Source organism: Aeromonas sp. 75A (assembly GCF_051919425.1).
GTDB lineage: Bacteria > Pseudomonadota > Gammaproteobacteria > Enterobacterales > Aeromonadaceae > Aeromonas > Aeromonas veronii.
Genome location: NZ_JBQBES010000002.1, coordinates 480,464 through 495,892 on the forward strand (window position 1 = coordinate 480,464; position 15,429 = coordinate 495,892).

General features: G+C 62.2%; 14 protein-coding genes. 11 read left to right on the top strand and 3 right to left on the bottom strand.

The features are described 5' to 3' along the window. Positions 1 to 4: 4 nt before the first annotated feature. On the bottom strand, positions 5 to 1,780 hold the full coding sequence (gene tamA, locus ACTG2T_RS02110; protein ID WP_100646312.1) for an autotransporter assembly complex protein TamA: 1,776 nt from the start codon (positions 1,778 to 1,780) through the stop codon (positions 5 to 7). Between the two features lie 514 nt (positions 1,781 to 2,294). Between tamA and ACTG2T_RS02115 the strand changes: the two genes are divergently transcribed. The 10 genes from ACTG2T_RS02115 (at position 2,295) to mltB (ending at position 12,150) form a co-directional block, all read left to right on the top strand. After that, positions 2,295 to 2,669, top strand: coding sequence for a hypothetical protein (locus ACTG2T_RS02115; RefSeq protein WP_069555247.1), 375 nt, complete (start codon positions 2,295 to 2,297; stop codon positions 2,667 to 2,669). A gap of 133 nt (positions 2,670 to 2,802) precedes the next feature. Beyond that, complete coding sequence (locus ACTG2T_RS02120) at positions 2,803 to 3,081, top strand: peptidylprolyl isomerase (protein WP_005334269.1); 279 nt, start codon at positions 2,803 to 2,805, stop codon at positions 3,079 to 3,081. A gap of 179 nt (positions 3,082 to 3,260) precedes the next feature. After that, positions 3,261 to 3,935: a DUF1499 domain-containing protein gene (locus tag ACTG2T_RS02125; protein ID WP_139441554.1), complete on the top strand. Its 675-nt coding sequence runs from the start codon at positions 3,261 to 3,263 to the stop codon at positions 3,933 to 3,935. A gap of 25 nt (positions 3,936 to 3,960) precedes the next feature. Next, a complete protein-coding gene (locus ACTG2T_RS02130; RefSeq protein ID WP_021231092.1) occupies positions 3,961 to 4,542 on the top strand; it encodes a carboxymuconolactone decarboxylase family protein in 582 nt (193 codons plus the stop codon). Beyond that, on the top strand, positions 4,542 to 6,695 hold the full coding sequence (locus tag ACTG2T_RS02135; RefSeq protein ID WP_330124936.1) for an FAD-dependent oxidoreductase: 2,154 nt from the start codon (positions 4,542 to 4,544) through the stop codon (positions 6,693 to 6,695). Before ACTG2T_RS02130 ends, ACTG2T_RS02135 begins: the two co-directional genes overlap by 1 nt. A 17-nt stretch (positions 6,696 to 6,712) precedes the next feature. After that, positions 6,713 to 7,909, top strand: a complete 1,197-nt coding sequence (locus ACTG2T_RS02140; RefSeq protein ID WP_330124937.1) for an ABC transporter substrate-binding protein — start codon at positions 6,713 to 6,715, stop codon at positions 7,907 to 7,909. Positions 7,910 to 7,986: 77 nt separating this feature from the next. Then, positions 7,987 to 9,621, top strand: a complete 1,635-nt coding sequence (locus tag ACTG2T_RS02145) for an ABC transporter permease (RefSeq protein ID WP_330124938.1) — start codon at positions 7,987 to 7,989, stop codon at positions 9,619 to 9,621. A gap of 23 nt (positions 9,622 to 9,644) precedes the next feature. Further along, complete coding sequence (locus ACTG2T_RS02150; RefSeq protein WP_330125023.1) at positions 9,645 to 10,295, top strand: ATP-binding cassette domain-containing protein; 651 nt, start codon at positions 9,645 to 9,647, stop codon at positions 10,293 to 10,295. A gap of 16 nt (positions 10,296 to 10,311) precedes the next feature. Continuing rightward, entirely contained in the window at positions 10,312 to 10,926 is a 615-nt protein-coding gene (locus tag ACTG2T_RS02155) for a CDP-alcohol phosphatidyltransferase family protein (RefSeq protein ID WP_330124939.1), read from the top strand. 132 nt (positions 10,927 to 11,058) lie between these two features. Continuing rightward, a complete protein-coding gene (gene mltB, locus ACTG2T_RS02160; RefSeq protein ID WP_330124940.1) occupies positions 11,059 to 12,150 on the top strand; it encodes a lytic murein transglycosylase B in 1,092 nt (363 codons plus the stop codon). A 48-nt stretch (positions 12,151 to 12,198) separates the two neighbouring features. Here mltB and ACTG2T_RS02165 read toward each other — a convergent pair whose 3' ends face one another. Beyond that, positions 12,199 to 12,681 (bottom strand): MarR family winged helix-turn-helix transcriptional regulator, encoded by a 483-nt coding sequence (locus tag ACTG2T_RS02165; RefSeq protein WP_005334289.1) that lies wholly within the window; start codon positions 12,679 to 12,681, stop codon positions 12,199 to 12,201. A gap of 95 nt (positions 12,682 to 12,776) precedes the next feature. Between ACTG2T_RS02165 and ACTG2T_RS02170 the strand changes: the two genes are divergently transcribed. Next, positions 12,777 to 13,658 carry a DMT family transporter gene (locus tag ACTG2T_RS02170; RefSeq protein ID WP_127006826.1) on the top strand — a complete coding sequence of 294 codons (882 nt, stop codon included), beginning with the start codon at positions 12,777 to 12,779 and terminating at the stop codon, positions 13,656 to 13,658. Between the two features lie 86 nt (positions 13,659 to 13,744). On the opposite strand, the gene pgm is transcribed toward ACTG2T_RS02170, so the two are convergent. Next, positions 13,745 to 15,394 (bottom strand): phosphoglucomutase (alpha-D-glucose-1,6-bisphosphate-dependent), encoded by a 1,650-nt coding sequence (gene pgm / locus ACTG2T_RS02175; RefSeq protein WP_330124941.1) that lies wholly within the window; start codon positions 15,392 to 15,394, stop codon positions 13,745 to 13,747. Positions 15,395 to 15,429: the final 35 nt, after the last annotated feature.

Genomic DNA, 15,429 nt, shown 5'->3' on the forward strand with positions numbered 1-15,429 from the left:
AACATCATAATTCAGGCCCCAATGCGAAATGCAGCCGCAAGGGCTTGTCCTCTTCCGATACCCCGACCGCCAGATCCAACCTGACCTGACCGATGGGGGTGACCCAGCGTACACCGACGCCGGTACCTATTTTCCAGGGTTCGCTGTAATCGGTGGTGGAGGTGCCGCCATCCACAAACATGGCCCCCAGCCACTTCTCGCTGAAGCGGTAGTTGTATTCCAGACTGGCCACGCTGGTGTAACGACCACCGGTCAGCTTGCCATCCGGCCCGGTGGGGGAGATGCTCTCGTAACCAAAGCCGCGCACCGTCTGATCGCCACCGGTAAAGAAGCGCAAAGACGGCGGCACCAACGAGAAGCTGTCACCTATGATGGCCCCCTGCTCGGCCCGCATCAGGAATCTGTGGTTATCGCCAAGAGTTCGCAGCCACTTGCTGCGCCCCCACACCCGCATAAAGCTGATGTCGGAGCCCCATCTGGGATCGGAGAACTCCAGCGTCAGCTGCTGGCGATCCCCCCAATCGGGCACCAGGGTGCCGCGCACCCGCAGCCGGGACCAGGAGACCCCGGGGATCAGCAGCAAGCTGTTCCCCTCGTCGGCACCCTGGGTATAGATCTCGTTCTCCAGCCGGATAAAGACGTCCCGATCCCAGCTCTCCGGCCGCCGCGTCCAGCGGTGCACACCGATAGTGGTGAGATCGGAGCGGGTATCGTTGTTGTCCTTATACTGGTAGCCGGTCTGGATGGAGTAGTAGTCCCGCAGCGGGTTACCCACCGGGATCTGGTAGTCGAAGCTGAGCTCTGCCTCCGGCGCCGACACCTTGGCGGTGGCAAACAGGCGGTGGCCGTAGCGGTTGACCCAGGGCTTCTCCCAGGTGGCACTCATCCGCGGCCCTACGTCGGTGGCATAACCGATACCGGTCTCGATTTCGTGATCGACCCGGTTATCCAGCGTCACCGCGATGGGCACCCGATAGTTGCTCGCCTCGCTCAATACCGGCTTGATATCGACCTGACGGAACAGCTTGGTGGAGGAGACATCCTGTGACATCTCGGCCAGACGGATGGCAAGATAGGGATCGCCGCTCTTGATGTTGATAAGCGGGCGAATAAGGTGAAGCGCTTCGGGGGTGGCATCGTAGCGGATCTCGCCAAAACGGTAGCGATGGCCCGATTCGAACAGAATAAAGATCTCCGCCGTCCCCTTGTCCGGGAACACCTTGACCTGACTCTTGCTCAGCTTGGCATCAAAGTAACCGCGGGCCAGCCCGAGGCTGCCCAGATCGGCCTTGATGGATTCATATTTGGCGTGGTTGAGGGGCTCGCCCTCTTTGAGGGGCAACTTGTCCAGCAGGGCGCTGTAGAGCTCGTCGCTGCCCGCATCCCCCTCCAGCAGAATATCGAGGCGGGAGACGATGACCGGCTCCCCCTTGTCCACCTCAATCACCACTTTGGACGGGGTTTTCTTGTCGCGACTCAGAGTGATTTTCGGCTGGTAGTAGCCATAAACCTGCAGCGCCTTTTGCACGCTCTCGGTGATTTTGGCGCGGGCCGGGCGGTATTGCCGCTCCTGATAGACCGGCAGGGCATTAAGGTAGGCTTCAACGTTATCCTTGTTCTCCCCTTTCAACCCCTTGACCTGATAGGTGAGCTTGGCGGCAAACGCGGGCGAAGCCAGCAGCGACAGCAACAGGCCCACCCCCAGAACCCGCAGGCCGCGGCGAAAGGCAGAGCCAGACAGTGAACGCCCTGCCAGCAGGGATGAAATGCATCCTGTCAAAGGTCAATATTCCTGAATCTGTGGTGAAGGAAACCGGCGCCCTTTCGGGCCAACCCCGAATGCGGCGCAGCACGCCATGCAGTGCATGGCCGTGACACAAAAATGCGCGCCAGAAAAATGGCGAACCTTATCCTAACATAGGCATCGGCCAGCGACAGCGCGGCGCCATTGGCAAATTCACCATATCTTTTAAGAGGTTGACCACAAATCACACATTTTGCTGACAATGACGCCGCCCGCTTTCCCGATGGAAGCGAATTGACCTGCCCTGAATAAGGCTCACCCCACCATTAGGCACCATTTGTCACCTCTCCTCCTCTCTTTGCAACCAGAAACCCACCACGACAGAGTTTGTCGGCATCGCCCCACCCTCACCGTTTAACAGGCCCGGCACACGCCAAAGCCCGCCGTAGCGGGTGATTAAGAATTGCTCGTTCAGCGCAATCGAATTATCCCGCTGCCTTTGCAGACGTCCCTCCCTCACACTTGAACCATCAACTGAAGGAGACACATCATGCATGCACGTAGCGAACAGATGGCTGACTATATTGCCGATCGTCTCGAGTTCATCACCTTCCTCGCCTGTTGCAGCGCCCTGCTGGCCCTGCTGACCGGCATGAGTGGCCAGCAGGCGCTGGCCTTTACCGCCCTGAACCTGCCGTTTGGCCTCGGCATTTTGCTGGCGATGGCGCTGCTGGCCCCCCTGCCCGCCCACTGGCGGCTGCCGGGGATCACCTTGCTGCTGGCAGGTTGCGCTCTGATGACCCTGCAACTGGGGGGGGAGTGGCTCAATCCGCTGGCCATCTGGAGCCTCTACGCCCTGCTCGGGCTGGAGATCATCTGGCAAGCGCGCCCCCGCGCCGTGCTGGCCACCCGCGCTCGCCAATAACAAGGCTGACGATCGCCGGTAAATGGAGGGCTGTGATGGCTGACGCCGGTGGCAAATTGGGGTACTCTTGCGCCCCGATTTGCTACCACCCTTGGCGTTAACAACCTTCGCCATCACTCCCAGGAGCGCCCCGATGAAAAAAGCCTGTGCCCAGCACATTCTGGTCAAGACCGAAAAACAGTGTCTGGAGATCAAGGAGAAGATCGAGAAGGGAGCCGACTTCGGCCAGATGGCCAAGCGCTTCTCTACCTGCGCTTCTGCAAAACGCAGCGGCGATCTGGGGGAGTTCAACAAGGGGGACATGGTCAAGCCCTTCGACGATGCCGTCTTCAAGGGTGAACTGCTCAAGGTGCTGGGGCCGGTGCGCACCAAGTTCGGCTTTCACCTGATCAAAGTGCTCTATCGCAACTAAGTCATCGCAACTGACCATCTTCTCGGTGAAGCTCCCCTCAGGCGGGCTTCACCTCCCTATGCATTCCCCTCGCAAAACTGGCCAAAACCACGCCAAACTCTCATCAATTTACTAACGTTATCAGGCAATTAAGTTTATCCTTCTCGGCATTGTCCACATTCGACGATGGATCCCGTGCTATGCCCCGCTCTTGCTTGTGGCCCCTGCTGGCCTGGTTACTCCCGCTCGCTGGCGCCCTCGGCAGCCGCTTTCATCTCTGGCCCTGGTGGATCGGTTTTGCGATCTGTCTCATCGGAGCCCTTGTCTCCCTGATCTTGCTGGTACGCCTGCCCTGGAGCCGTAACCGCTATGCCAGCGGCTTTGGCGCCTTGCCACTGCTGCTGCCGCTGACCTTTGTGGCACAGGCGCTGCGCATGCCGCTGATCAACGATGTGAGCACAGATCCCTACAATCCCCCCCAGTTACGCTGGGCGGCAGAGCTCAGAACGGCGCAGGATCTGCCAATTAATAGCGCACCGCTGAAAGCAGTTGAGGCAAAACCCGGTCCTCTCTTTACCAGGGCCTCTCCTGCCGAAGTGCTGATTGAAGCCAACGAACTGATGCAGGAGCTGGGCTGGCAGGTGCGACCCAGCCCGGATGGTCTGGATGCGGTGGTTACCACCGGCTGGTTCGGCTTTCAGGATGATGTGGCGCTGCGGGTCTTTGCTGGCCCCAAAGAGACCCGCATCGATATGCGATCAGCCTCCCGTCAGGGACAAAGCGATCTGGGCGCCAACCGGGCGCGGATCGAGGATTTCCTGATCCGCCTGAACGAGCGCCTTGGTCAGGCCTACAAACCCAATTTGAAACCGTAAGTGTGAAACAACAAGAAGGTAACTGATGCGCGTTGAGGTCAAACCCGACCGGGAATATGCCTGGTTTATCCGCCCCTTTTTCTGGCTGCAAAAGCGCAACTATGGTCAGGTACTTATTCCGGGCAAGTGCTGGGGCCGCTCGCCGCGCCTCTTTGCCGCCGTCGCCACCCTCTATGGCGTCATCAACCGCAAGCGCTCTCCCATCGATCCCGTGCTGCGCTCTCTGGTGACGGTGCGGGTCTCCCAGCTCAACTGGTGCCGCTTCTGTGTCGACATCAACGCCATGACCCTGGTAAAGCGAGCGGGCTCCAGCGAGAAGGTGGAGGCGCTGGCCAACTGGCGCGAAAGCCCCTTGTTTGACGAGCGGGAAAAAGCAGTGCTCGACTACACAGAAGCGATGACCGGCCTCGATGGGGTGAGCGATGAGCAGGCGGCCCGCCTCAAGCCCTGGTTCGACGACGACGCTATGGTGGAGCTGACCGGCCTTATCGCATTCCAGAACATGTCGGCCAAGTTCAACGCCGCCCTCGATATCGCGCCGCAGGGCTTCTGCCAGCTGCCGGTGCAACCGGAACGCCCTGCCCAGCCAGACAGCAAGGACGCCTGATGAACCGGACCCGCCTGCTGCTTGCACTGGTAATGGGGGGCCTTATCGGCGCCTTTTTTGCCCTCGATCTTGGCCGTTACCTCACTCTGGACGCCTTGCAGGCCCAGCAGGCGGCAGTGGCGCAATGGGTCGACAGCCACTTTGTCTCGGCCAGCCTGCTGTTCGTGCTTATCTATGTGCTGAGCACCGCTCTCTCCCTGCCCGGCGCCAGCCTGCTCACCCTGGGTGGCAGCGCGGTGTTCGGCGTTGCATGGGGGCTGCTGCTGGTTTCCTTCGCCAGCAGCATAGGCGCAACCCTGGCCTTTCTCAGCGCCCGTTTTCTGCTGCGCGACTGGGTCGAGCGGCGCTTTGGCGACAAGCTGGCCACCTTTCAGTCTGGCATGGCGAAGGAGGGGGCCTTCTATCTGCTGAGCCTGCGCCTCATCCCCATCTTCCCCTTCTTTTTGGTCAATCTGCTGATGGGGCTCACCCCCATCAGAGTCAGCACCTACTACTGGGTCAGCCAGCTTGGCATGCTGCCCGGCACCTTCGTCTACGTGCTGGCGGGCAGCGAGCTTGGCCAGTTGACCAGCACCGGCAATATCCTCTCCCCCGGCCTGATGGTGGCGCTGACCCTGCTGGGGCTGATGCCCTGGCTGGTCAAAAAATTGACCGCGCACCTCGCGCTGCGGCGCCAACTTGCCCCTTACCGCAAACCCGCTCGCTATGACTACAACCTGCTGGTGATCGGTGCCGGTGCCGGTGGACTGGTCACCAGCTATATCGCGGCAGCGGTGAAGGCCAAGGTGGCGCTCATCGAGAAGCACAAGATGGGGGGCGATTGCCTCAACAGTGGCTGCGTCCCCTCCAAGGCGCTGATCCGAAGCGCCCGCTTTGCCGCAGAGCAGCGTAAAGCCGACGAGCTGGGCTTTAGCCCAAGCCACTCCCGCGCCGATTTTGCGGCGGTGATGGCGCGGGTGGCTGAGGTTATCAAGGAGGTCGAGCCACACGACTCCATCGAACGCTATCAGGGGCTTGGAGTGGAATGCATCGAAGGGGAGGCGCGGCTGGTCTCTCCCTGGGAGGTGGAGGTTAACGGCCAGCGCCTTGCCAGCCGCCATATCGTTATCGCCACCGGCGCCCGACCGCTGGTGCCCAAGCTGCCGGGGCTGGATCAGGTGCCTTACCTCACCTCGGATAGCCTCTGGCAGCTGCGCACCCCGCCGCGCCGCCTGCTGGTGCTGGGCGGCGGCCCCATCGGCTGCGAGCTGGCCCAGAGTTTTGCCATGCTAGGGGTGCCCGTTACCTTGGTCGAGCTCTCGGATCAGCTGCTGCCCCGTGAAGAGCGGGAGGTGGCCGAGCTGCTGGCGGAACAGCTGGCCCACGACGGCGTGCGGGTGCTCACCGGCTGGTGCGCCGAGCGAGCCGACTATCTGCCCGCAGCCAAGGGGGATCTCCCCATCCGGCTGCAACTGCGCCGTGGCGATGAGACACAGGTGGTGGAAGGGGATCAACTGCTGCTGGCACTGGGGCGGGTCGCCAACGTCAGCGGCTTCGGGCTCGAAGCGTTGGGGGTCGAGCTGGCCCCCCGCGGCACCATAGCGGTCGATGGCTTCCTCACCACCAACTTCCCCAGCATACTGGCGGTGGGAGACGTAGCGGGCCCTTACCAGTTCACCCACTTCGCAGCCCATCAGGCCTGGTATGCGGCGGTCAATGCCCTGTTTGGCCAGTTCAAGCGCTTTCGGGCCGACTATCGGGTCATTCCGGCGGCCACCTACACCACGCCGGAGATTGCCCGGGTCGGCCTCAATCGCAAGGAGGCCGAAGCGCAGGGGATTCCCTTCGAGGCGACCCGCTTCGAGCTGGCCGAGCTGGATCGCGCCATCGCCGATGGCGAGCGCCACGGTTTTGTCGAGGTGCTCACCATCCCGGGCAAGGATACTATCCTTGGCGCCACCATAGTGGGCACTCACGCCGGTGAGCGGATTGCCGAGTTCGTGCTCGCCATGCGTCACCGCCTCGGCCTAGGCAAGATCCTCGGCACCATTCACGCCTATCCCACCCTGATGGAGGGGAACAAATATGTGGCGGGTGAATGGAAACGGGCCCACCAGCCCATCCGGGTGCTGGCGTTGCTGGCCCGTTATCACCGCTGGCGCCGTGGCGCCTGACAATCAGGGAAACGTTTATGATCAAGCCATTCTCACAACTCAACTCACAGCTCAAACAGCGGCTAAACGCCCTGCTGTGCGCCCTGCCACTGCTCGCCAGCGGCCCGCTGTTAGCCACTCCTGATGACAACTGGCAACGGACCCTTGAGGAGGCGAAGGGACAGACCGTCTACTTCAACGCCTGGGGCGGCAGCCCGGAGATCAACGCCTATCTGGTGTGGGCCGGGCAGGAGCTGGCGCGCGACTATCAGATCAAACTGGTGCAGGTGAAGGTGGATGACATCGCCCAGAGCGTCAGCCAGCTGCTGGCCAACAAGCAGGCGGGCAAGCAAGCTGGCGGCCCCATCGACCTGCTCTGGGTCAACGGCGAGAACTTCAAGGCGCTCAAGGAGCAGGGGCTGCTCGGCGCACCCTTTACCGCCGAGCTGCCCAACATGGCGCTGGTAGACAGCACCCTGCCGGTGAATGAAGACTTCACCCTGCCGGTGGAAGGGCTGGAAGCCCCCTGGGGCATCGGCCAGCTCAATCTGATGGTCGATACCGAAGAGGTCGCCAGAGCGCCTACCTTGGCTGCAGCCCTGCTGGCGTGGGCCAAGGCCCATCCCGGCCGCTTCACCTATCCCAAGCCGCCCCAGTTCCATGGCTCCAGTTTTCTCAAGCAGATCCTGCTGGAGTTGACGCCAGACCCGGCCCCCCTCTATCGGGAGGCGACCGAGAGCGATTTTGCCCAGCTCACCGCCCCGCTCTGGGCCTGGCTCGATGAGCTGCATCCGGCACTCTGGCGCAAGGGCAAACTTTTCCCCACCAGCGCCGCCGAAACCCGCCAGCTACTCGATGATGGCGAACTGGCCATGGCTATCAGCTTCAATCCGCAGGAGGCGCAGAGCGCCGCCCAGATTGGTGCCCTGCCCCCCAGCGTCGAGGCGGTCGCCATGGCAAAGGGGGCGCTCACCAACAGCCATTTTCTCGCCATCCCCTTTAACGCCAACGCCCGTGCGGGTGCCAAGGTAGTGGCCAACTTCCTGCTGAGCCCGGCGGCGCAGGCGCGCAAGGCCAATCCGGCCTTCTGGGGTGATCCCAGCGTGCTGCGGGCCGATACCCTGCCTGATTCAGCCAAGGGGCAACCGGCACTACGCTTCAAAGCGGTAGCCGAGCCTCACCCCAGCTGGCAGCTCAAGCTGGAAGCGGCCTGGGCCGAGCGTTACGGTCACTGATGAGTGTCGCTGGTCACCCGCATTCCTGCTCCCGACCATGGCGTCGGTTGACACGCCACCCCAGTATGAGTACGGGGATGGCGATTATTTATCTGGCGCTCTTCGTCATCCCATTGCTGGCGGGGCTGTGGCAACTGCTGGCGGAGGGGATGACCGCCTCTCATCTTGCCTTGCTGCTGGCCCAACCCGGTCTTTGGCACTCCGTTGCGCTGAGCCTGTGGATTGGCGCCGCCTCAACCCTCGGCAGCCTGCTGATGACAGCCCTGCTGCTGGCCCACAGCGACAGCCGGGCTTTCGGGCTGCTCCGTCGCCTGCTCTCGCCGATGCTGGCCATGCCCCACGTCGCCTTTGCCATCGGCTTTGCCTTTCTGCTCGCCCCCTCCGGCTGGCTGCTGCGGCTCCTCTCGCCAGCTCTAACGGGGTTTGATCTTCCCCCCGATTGGCAAACCATTCGGGATCCTTGGGGGCTCGGGCTGATTGCACTGCTCGTTTTCAAGGAGACCCCCTTTCTGCTGCTGATGGCGATGGCCGCGCAGCAACCCATCCTGCTGGCACGCCAGCAGTGGCTGGGGGCGAGCCTCGGTTTCAGCGCCCCCCAGATCTGGTGGCGCCTGCTGCTGCCAGCGCTGTGGCCTGCCCTGCGCCTGCCCATCTATGCGGTGGCGGCCTACGGAGTGGCGGTGGTGGATCTCGCCCAGCTGCTCGGGCCCGATGCCCCCGCCCCGCTGGCGGTGCGGTTGTGGCTCTGGTATCAGGACCCGGATCTGCTCTGGCGCGGAGCCACCGCCAGCGGCGCCCTGCTTTTGCTCGCCATCACGGCGTTGCTCATCGCTCTGCTCAGATTACTGGAGTGGCTTCATAAAGAGATGGGCAAAGGCTGCTGGCTCGATGGCAAACGGGCGGCGCCCCACTTCTTTGCCAACCGGCTCGCAGCGGGCTTTGCCTTCACCCTGATCACCCTCAATCTGGCGGTGCTGGCGGCCCTGCTGCTCTGGTCACTGGCGCGCCGCTGGCCCTTTCCCGCCCTCTGGCCCAGCCAGTGGAGCAGTCACTACTGGCTGGATCTGCTGCCAACCCTGCTGCCGCTGCTGACAACCAGCACACTGCTGGCGCTGGTGAGCGGCTTGCTGGCACTGGGAATGGCGGTGTGCAGTCTGGAGGCACAAGCCGGCCGCCGCCCCTGGCCTCTCTGGCTTATCTGCCTGCCGTTGTTGCTGCCGCAAGCGAGCCTGCTGTTTGGTATCCGGCTCGGGCTGGACTGGCTTGCACATGACTCGATAAGCAGCGGCATTGGCTGGGGCTGGGTGCTCTGGAGTCAGCTGCTGTTTGTCTTTCCCTATGTCTATTTGTGTCTGCACGGCCCCTATCGCCAGTTCGATCCGCGGATCACCCAGAGCGCCCTGCTGCTGGGGGCAACGCCATGGCGAGCCTGGTGGCAAGTGAAAGCGCCGCTGCTGGCGCGCCCGCTGCTGTTTGCCTTCGGCGTCGGGGCGGCGGTGAGTTTGGCCCAATACCTGCCGACCCTGCTGTTTGGCGCTGGTAGAGTGGTCACCATCACCACCGAAGCGGTGGCTATCGGCAGCGGCCTCAACCGGCGGCTGGCGGGGCTCTACGGCCTGCTGCAACTGCTGTTGCCACTCGTTATCTACCTGCTGGCACTCTGGCTGCCGGCGCGGATCAATCCGGCGCTCAAGGGGGGCGGCTCACGATGAACTCTGATGATGGAAATAGCCATGTGCTGAGCACCACGCCTCTTCGGCTTTACCTTGATGAAAATCTGCTGCTCTCGCTGCCCGCCCTGCAGGTGGCCCCCGGCGAGGTGTTGACCCTGATGGGGCCAAGCGGCTGCGGTAAAAGCTCCCTGCTGGCAGGGCTGGCGGGGGTACTGCCCGGCGCGCAGACAGAAAATGGCCCGATCCGGCTGGAGGGGGAGATAAGGCTCGGCGAGCGGCCACTCAACGCCTTGCCTGCGCAAGCGCGGCGCATCGGCATGCTGTTTCAGGATGACCTGCTGTTCGACCATCTGACGGTGGCGGAGAACCTGATGTTCGGCATGCCAGCGACCATCAAGGGAAAACGCGCGCGGCGGGAAAAGGCGGTAACCGCATTGGCTCTGGTCGCGCTGGCGGATCAGGCTGACAAGCTGCCACTGCTGCTGTCAGGGGGGCAGCGGGCGCGGGTCAGCCTGCTGCGGGCACTGTTGGCCGAACCCGACGCCCTGCTGCTGGACGAGCCCTTCTCCCGCCTCGACAAGCCGCTGCGGGCAGCCTTTCGCGAGCTGGTGTTCGCGCAGATCAAGGCGCTGGCCATCCCCGCCATCCTGGTGACCCACGATGCGGAAGACGCGCCGGGCACCATACTCAACCTCACCGAATGCCACTGTTAACCGAGGAGTGTTCACCTTGTTTGATCGCCATCTGATCCCCGTGATCCGCAGCCCTCTCACCCAGCTTGCCAAACCGCTCTGCCGTGCCGGGATCAGTGCCAATCAGGTGAGCCTCACCGGCTTTGCCATCGGCATGCTGGCGCTGCCGCTGCTGGCCTTTGGCTGTTATTCATGGGCACTGGCGGCCATCCTGCTCAACCGGCTGCTGGACGGGCTCGATGGCGCCGTGGCGCGGGAAACCGGCATCACCGACTGCGGCGGCTTTCTCGACATCACCCTCGACTTTATTTTCTACGCCGCCGTGGTGCTGGGCTTTGCCCTCGCCGCCCCCGCCAATGCGCTGCCCGCCGCCACCCTGCTATTTGCCTTTATGGGTACCGGCTCGAGCTTTCTGGCGTTTGCCATCATGGCGGGCAAGCGGGGGATCGACAATCCGGTCTACCACCACAAATCCCTCTACTATCTGGGTGGCCTCACCGAGGGGAGCGAGACCATCGCCCTCTTTGTGCTGATGTGCCTGTGGCCCGCCGCCTTCGCCCCGCTCGCCTACGGCTTTGCAATGCTCTGCGCCATCACCACCCTGACCCGGCTCTGGAGCGGTTACCACACCCTGCGTCCCCCCCTGCCATAAACAGCACAGCCCTCACCGGAGGGCTAGTCCATCGCACGATGAATTGGCGGCAAACAAGGCACACGGAACACTTGCACGGGGATGACAATGTTTTACCATGACGGCACTTTTATCAGTCTCTTTGAGAACCCTATGCGTCGCCTTGCCTCTCTTCTCACTCTGTCATTATTCCCCCTGCTCGGTGGCTGCAGCAGCGCCCCAGCGCCAAAGCCCGTGGTCGTCCCCCAGCCCAAGAGCGCCTTTATCAATCAGGCTTCATCGAGCAAACCCGTTTATACACAAGGGGTTAGCAAGGGGGACTTCGCCAATCGCCCCAACGTGGACCGGTTCGTCCAGAAAATGGTCGAGAAGCACGGTTTTGACAACGCCCAGCTGCATCAGGTGCTGGCACAGGCAGAGCGTTACGACTGGATCATCCGCCTGATGGATGCCCAGGCGCCGACCACCGCCAAGCCCACCGGCCCGACCGGTGCCTGGAACCGCTATCGCGCCAAGTTCATCACCCCCGACAACGTACAGAACGGCGTCAACTTCTGGCGTGAATACGCAAGCGAGCTGAACCGGGCGGAGCAGGTCTACGGGGTGCCGCCTGAGATCATCGTCGGCATTATCGGGGTCGAGACCCGCTGGGGCCGGGTGATGGGCAAGACCCGCATTCTGGATGCGCTGGCCACCCTGGCGTTTGATTATCCGCGTCGCGCCGAATTCTTCACCAGCGAGCTGGAAGCCTTCCTGGTGATGACCCGCGACGAGGGGATGGACCCCACCGAACCCAAGGGCTCCTATGCAGGCGCCATGGGCTACGGCCAGTTTATGCCCTCCAGCTTCCAGCGCTATGCGGTGGACTTTGATGGCAACGGCCACACCAACCTGTGGGATCCGGTGGATGCCATCGGCAGCGTCGCCAACTACTTCAAGGCCCACGGCTGGGAGAAGGGGCAACCGGTGGCGGTGCGTGGTCAGGGCCAACTGCCCGGCTATGAGCACGGCTTCCAGACCCGCTACCCGGTCGCCTCCCTGCGTCGCGCCGGGCTGACCCCCACCAGCAGCCTTGGCAACCACAGCGAGGCGAGCCTGCTGCGCCTCGATGTCGGCACCGGCTACCAATACTGGTACGGCCTGCCCAACTTCTACGCCATCACCCGCTACAACCACAGCACCCACTATGCCATGGCGGTATGGCAGCTGGGTCTGGCGGTTAAAGAGGCCAAAGGCGGTTACTGAGTCAGGTACTGATTTGCCAACAAAAACGGGCCTGCTGGCCCGTTTTTGTTATTCGTTTTCCAGCAACCAGCGTTTGAGCAGTGCCGCTAACTGAGCCTGCTCCGCCTCGGTCAGTGGCGCCAGCAGGCGACGCTCGTTGGCCACGTGCAGCTCAACCGCTCGGTCGATAAGCGCTTTGCCCGATTCGGTGAGGCAGACCAGCAGGCTGCGCCGATCGCTGGGCGCCGCTTGCCGCTCTATCAGTCCCCGCTCGGCCAGCTTGTCGAGCCGGGCCGTCATGGCACCCGAACTCAACATGGCCGATTGGTAGAGCACTGTCGGCGTCAGTGGCTCACCCGACCGACGCAGGGTCGCCAAAATATCGAAGTCCGTGCCAAGCAAGCCGCACTCCTTGAGCTCTTCACTCACCTCACGACCGGCAATTGCCGCCATCCGGGCTACTCGACCCAGCACCCCCATAGGAGAACAGTCGAGATCCGGTCGCTGCCGGGCCCACTGAGCCAGCAGCAGGTCTACATGATCTGATTCCATCGCCAACTACTTATCTTTATATCGAGATACTTGATGATAAATCAATTTGGCGCTAATTTATCTTCACTTAAAGATACTTTATGAAGAGATAAATAATGCCAATGCTGATCGCCTTGCTGGCTCCACTGCTGTGGGGCAGCACCTATGCTGTCGTTAGCCTCTACCTGACTGACTACTCACCCTACTGGGTTGCCGTATGGCGGGCACTGCCTGCCGGGCTGCTCTTGTTACTGTTGCATCCGCGCATGCCGCCTCTGCCCTGGGGCAAGCAGTTCCTGTTGGCGTTTTGCAACATTGCCGCCTTCTTCGCTTTGCTGTTTGTGGCAGCCTTCCGGCTGCCGGGGGCAGTAGCAGGTACACTTGGTGCCACCCTGCCGCTGGTGCTGATGCTACTGGCCTGGTTGCAAGATGGCACACGACCGAGCCTGAAATGGCTACTGCTGGGATTGATGGGGTTGGCTGGGGTATTACTGTTGCTCAACCCCTCTGCCAATCTGGATCCTGTCGGAGTTGCATGCGCCATGCTGGCCACAGTGCTGATCGGCCAATCCAGCCGTTGGATGCGCCACTGGCCGGTAAACGATCTGCTGGCGCTGACCGCCTGGCAATTGCTGCTTGGGGGCTTGATGCTGATCCCGCTCGCCTGGTGGCTAGCTGGCCCAATGCCGTTACCGGATCCGGCCAGTGCGCCGGGATTGCTCTGGTTGATCCTGCTCAACACCGCGCTGGGCTACTGGGCCTGGTTGTGGGGATTAAAGCACCACGGCCCGGAGGTGATGGGCATGCTGGCCCTCACCAATCCCATGATGGCTGTGTCGCTTGGGGTATTGATGGTAGGTGAAACTCTGGATGTCAGCCAGTGGATCGGCATCGGGGTGATCTTGCTCTCCCTGTTCCTGATGAAGCTGCCAGCACGCCCCTTTTTCAAACGTTGGCAAGCTCGCCGAGCGAGTACAGGGATCTGTAACGAGGCGTAAACACTAGATCACCTCAACCCGCGCATAAAAAAGAGGAGCCACTTCGGCTCCTCTTTTTTGTCAACGGTCAGCGACTGGAAGGAGGCTTATACACCTGCCTTGGCCAGCGCAGCAGAGACGATCTGCTGGGCCTCTTGCTGGATGAGGTCGAGGTGCGCGTCACCCTTGAAGCTCTCCATGTAGATCTTGTAGATAGACTCTGTGCCGGAGGGGCGCGCCGCGAACCAGCCGTTCTCGGTCACCACCTTGAGACCGCCGATGGCGGCATCGTTGCCCGGCGCCTTGGTCAACTTGGCGATGATGGGCTCACCCGCCAGAGTTGAGGCTTCCACCAGCGCCGGATCCAGCTTGGAGAGCACCGCTTTCTGGGCACTGTTGGCCGGGGCGTCGATACGGCGATAGCTAGAGCGGCCGAACCTGGCTTCCAGTGCGTCGTAGTGGGCCTGCGGATCCTTGCCGGTCACCGCCAGAATTTCCGCCGCCAGCAGCGCCAGAATGAAACCATCCTTGTCGGTGGTCCAGACGGTGCCATCTTTGCGCAGGAAGGAGGCGCCCGCGCTCTCCTCGCCGCCAAAGCCGAACTCGCCGCTGTAGAGGCCATCCACGAACCACTTGAAGCCGACCGGCACCTCTTTCAGGGTGCGGCCAATCTCACCGGCAACCCGGTCGATCATCGAGGAGGAGACCAGCGTCTTGCCGACGGCCGCATCCGCAGACCAGCCGGTACGATGGGTAAACAGATACTGGATCGCCACCGCCAGATAGTGGTTCGGGTTCATCAGGCCTGACTTGGTGACGATGCCGTGACGGTCGTAGTCAGGGTCATTGCCAAGGGCGATGTCGAACTTGTCCTTGAGCGCGATCAGGCTGGCCATGGCGAACGGGCTGGAGCAGTCCATCCGGATCTTGCCGTCTTTATCCAGGGTCATGAAGGAGAAGGTCGGGTCGACCTTGTAGTTCACCACCTCGATGTTCAGGCCATAGGTCTTGGCGATAACATCCCAGTAGGCGACGCCGGAGCCGCCCAGCGGATCGACACCAATCTTGATGCCCGCATTCTTGATGGCGTCCATGTCCAGCACGTTCTTCAGATCATCCACATAAGGGGTGACATAGTCGTGCTCGACCACGAACGGGCTCTTGAGCGCCTCGGCGAACGGCATCCGCTTCACGCCAGCCAGACCCGCTTCCAGAATGGCGTTGGCACGATCCTCGACCCACTTGGTGATCTCCCCTTCAGCGGGGCCACCATGGGGCGGGTTGTACTTGAAGCCACCATCTTCCGGCGGGTTGTGGGACGGAGTGATCACCACGCCGTCGGCGCGCGCTGCAGGCTTGCCTGCATTGTGGCGCAGGATGGCGTGGGAGATGACCGGAGTCGGGGTAAAGCCCATACCGGCTTGAATGCGAGTTTCAACGCCGTTGGCCGCCAGCACTTCGACGGCGCTGGCAAAGGCGGATTCGGACAGGGCGTGGGTATCCATGCCGACAAACAGCGGGCCAGTGATACCGGCCTGCTGGCGATACTCCACCAGGGCCTGGGTCACCGCCAGAATATGGGATTCGGTAAAGGCGCTGTGCAGGGCGCTGCCGCGGTGGCCGGAGGTACCGAAGGCAACTCGCTGCTCGGGGCGGCTCATGTCCGGCTTGTTGAGGTAGTAGGCGCTGACCAGACGGGGGATGTTGGTCAGATCGCTTAAACGGGCCGGTTGACCGGCGTGGGAATGCTGAGCCATGGCGTTTTCCTTGCGTAATGGCGGCCTTGCCGGGC

Coding starts and splice junctions, on each gene's coding strand:
- ACTG2T_RS02115 (WP_069555247.1), top strand. CDS start 2,295: ATGCATGCACGTAGCGAACAGATGGCTGACTATATTGCCGATCGTCTC.
- ACTG2T_RS02120 (WP_005334269.1), top strand. CDS start 2,803: ATGAAAAAAGCCTGTGCCCAGCACATTCTGGTCAAGACCGAAAAACAG.
- ACTG2T_RS02125 (WP_139441554.1), top strand. CDS start 3,261: ATGCCCCGCTCTTGCTTGTGGCCCCTGCTGGCCTGGTTACTCCCGCTC.
- ACTG2T_RS02130 (WP_021231092.1), top strand. CDS start 3,961: ATGCGCGTTGAGGTCAAACCCGACCGGGAATATGCCTGGTTTATCCGC.
- ACTG2T_RS02135 (WP_330124936.1), top strand. CDS start 4,542: ATGAACCGGACCCGCCTGCTGCTTGCACTGGTAATGGGGGGCCTTATC.
- ACTG2T_RS02140 (WP_330124937.1), top strand. CDS start 6,713: ATGATCAAGCCATTCTCACAACTCAACTCACAGCTCAAACAGCGGCTA.
- ACTG2T_RS02145 (WP_330124938.1), top strand. CDS start 7,987: ATGGCGATTATTTATCTGGCGCTCTTCGTCATCCCATTGCTGGCGGGG.
- mltB (WP_330124940.1), top strand. CDS start 11,059: ATGCGTCGCCTTGCCTCTCTTCTCACTCTGTCATTATTCCCCCTGCTC.
- ACTG2T_RS02165 (WP_005334289.1), bottom strand. CDS start 12,681: ATGGAATCAGATCATGTAGACCTGCTGCTGGCTCAGTGGGCCCGGCAG.
- ACTG2T_RS02170 (WP_127006826.1), top strand. CDS start 12,777: ATGCCAATGCTGATCGCCTTGCTGGCTCCACTGCTGTGGGGCAGCACC.
- pgm (WP_330124941.1), bottom strand. CDS start 15,394: ATGGCTCAGCATTCCCACGCCGGTCAACCGGCCCGTTTAAGCGATCTG.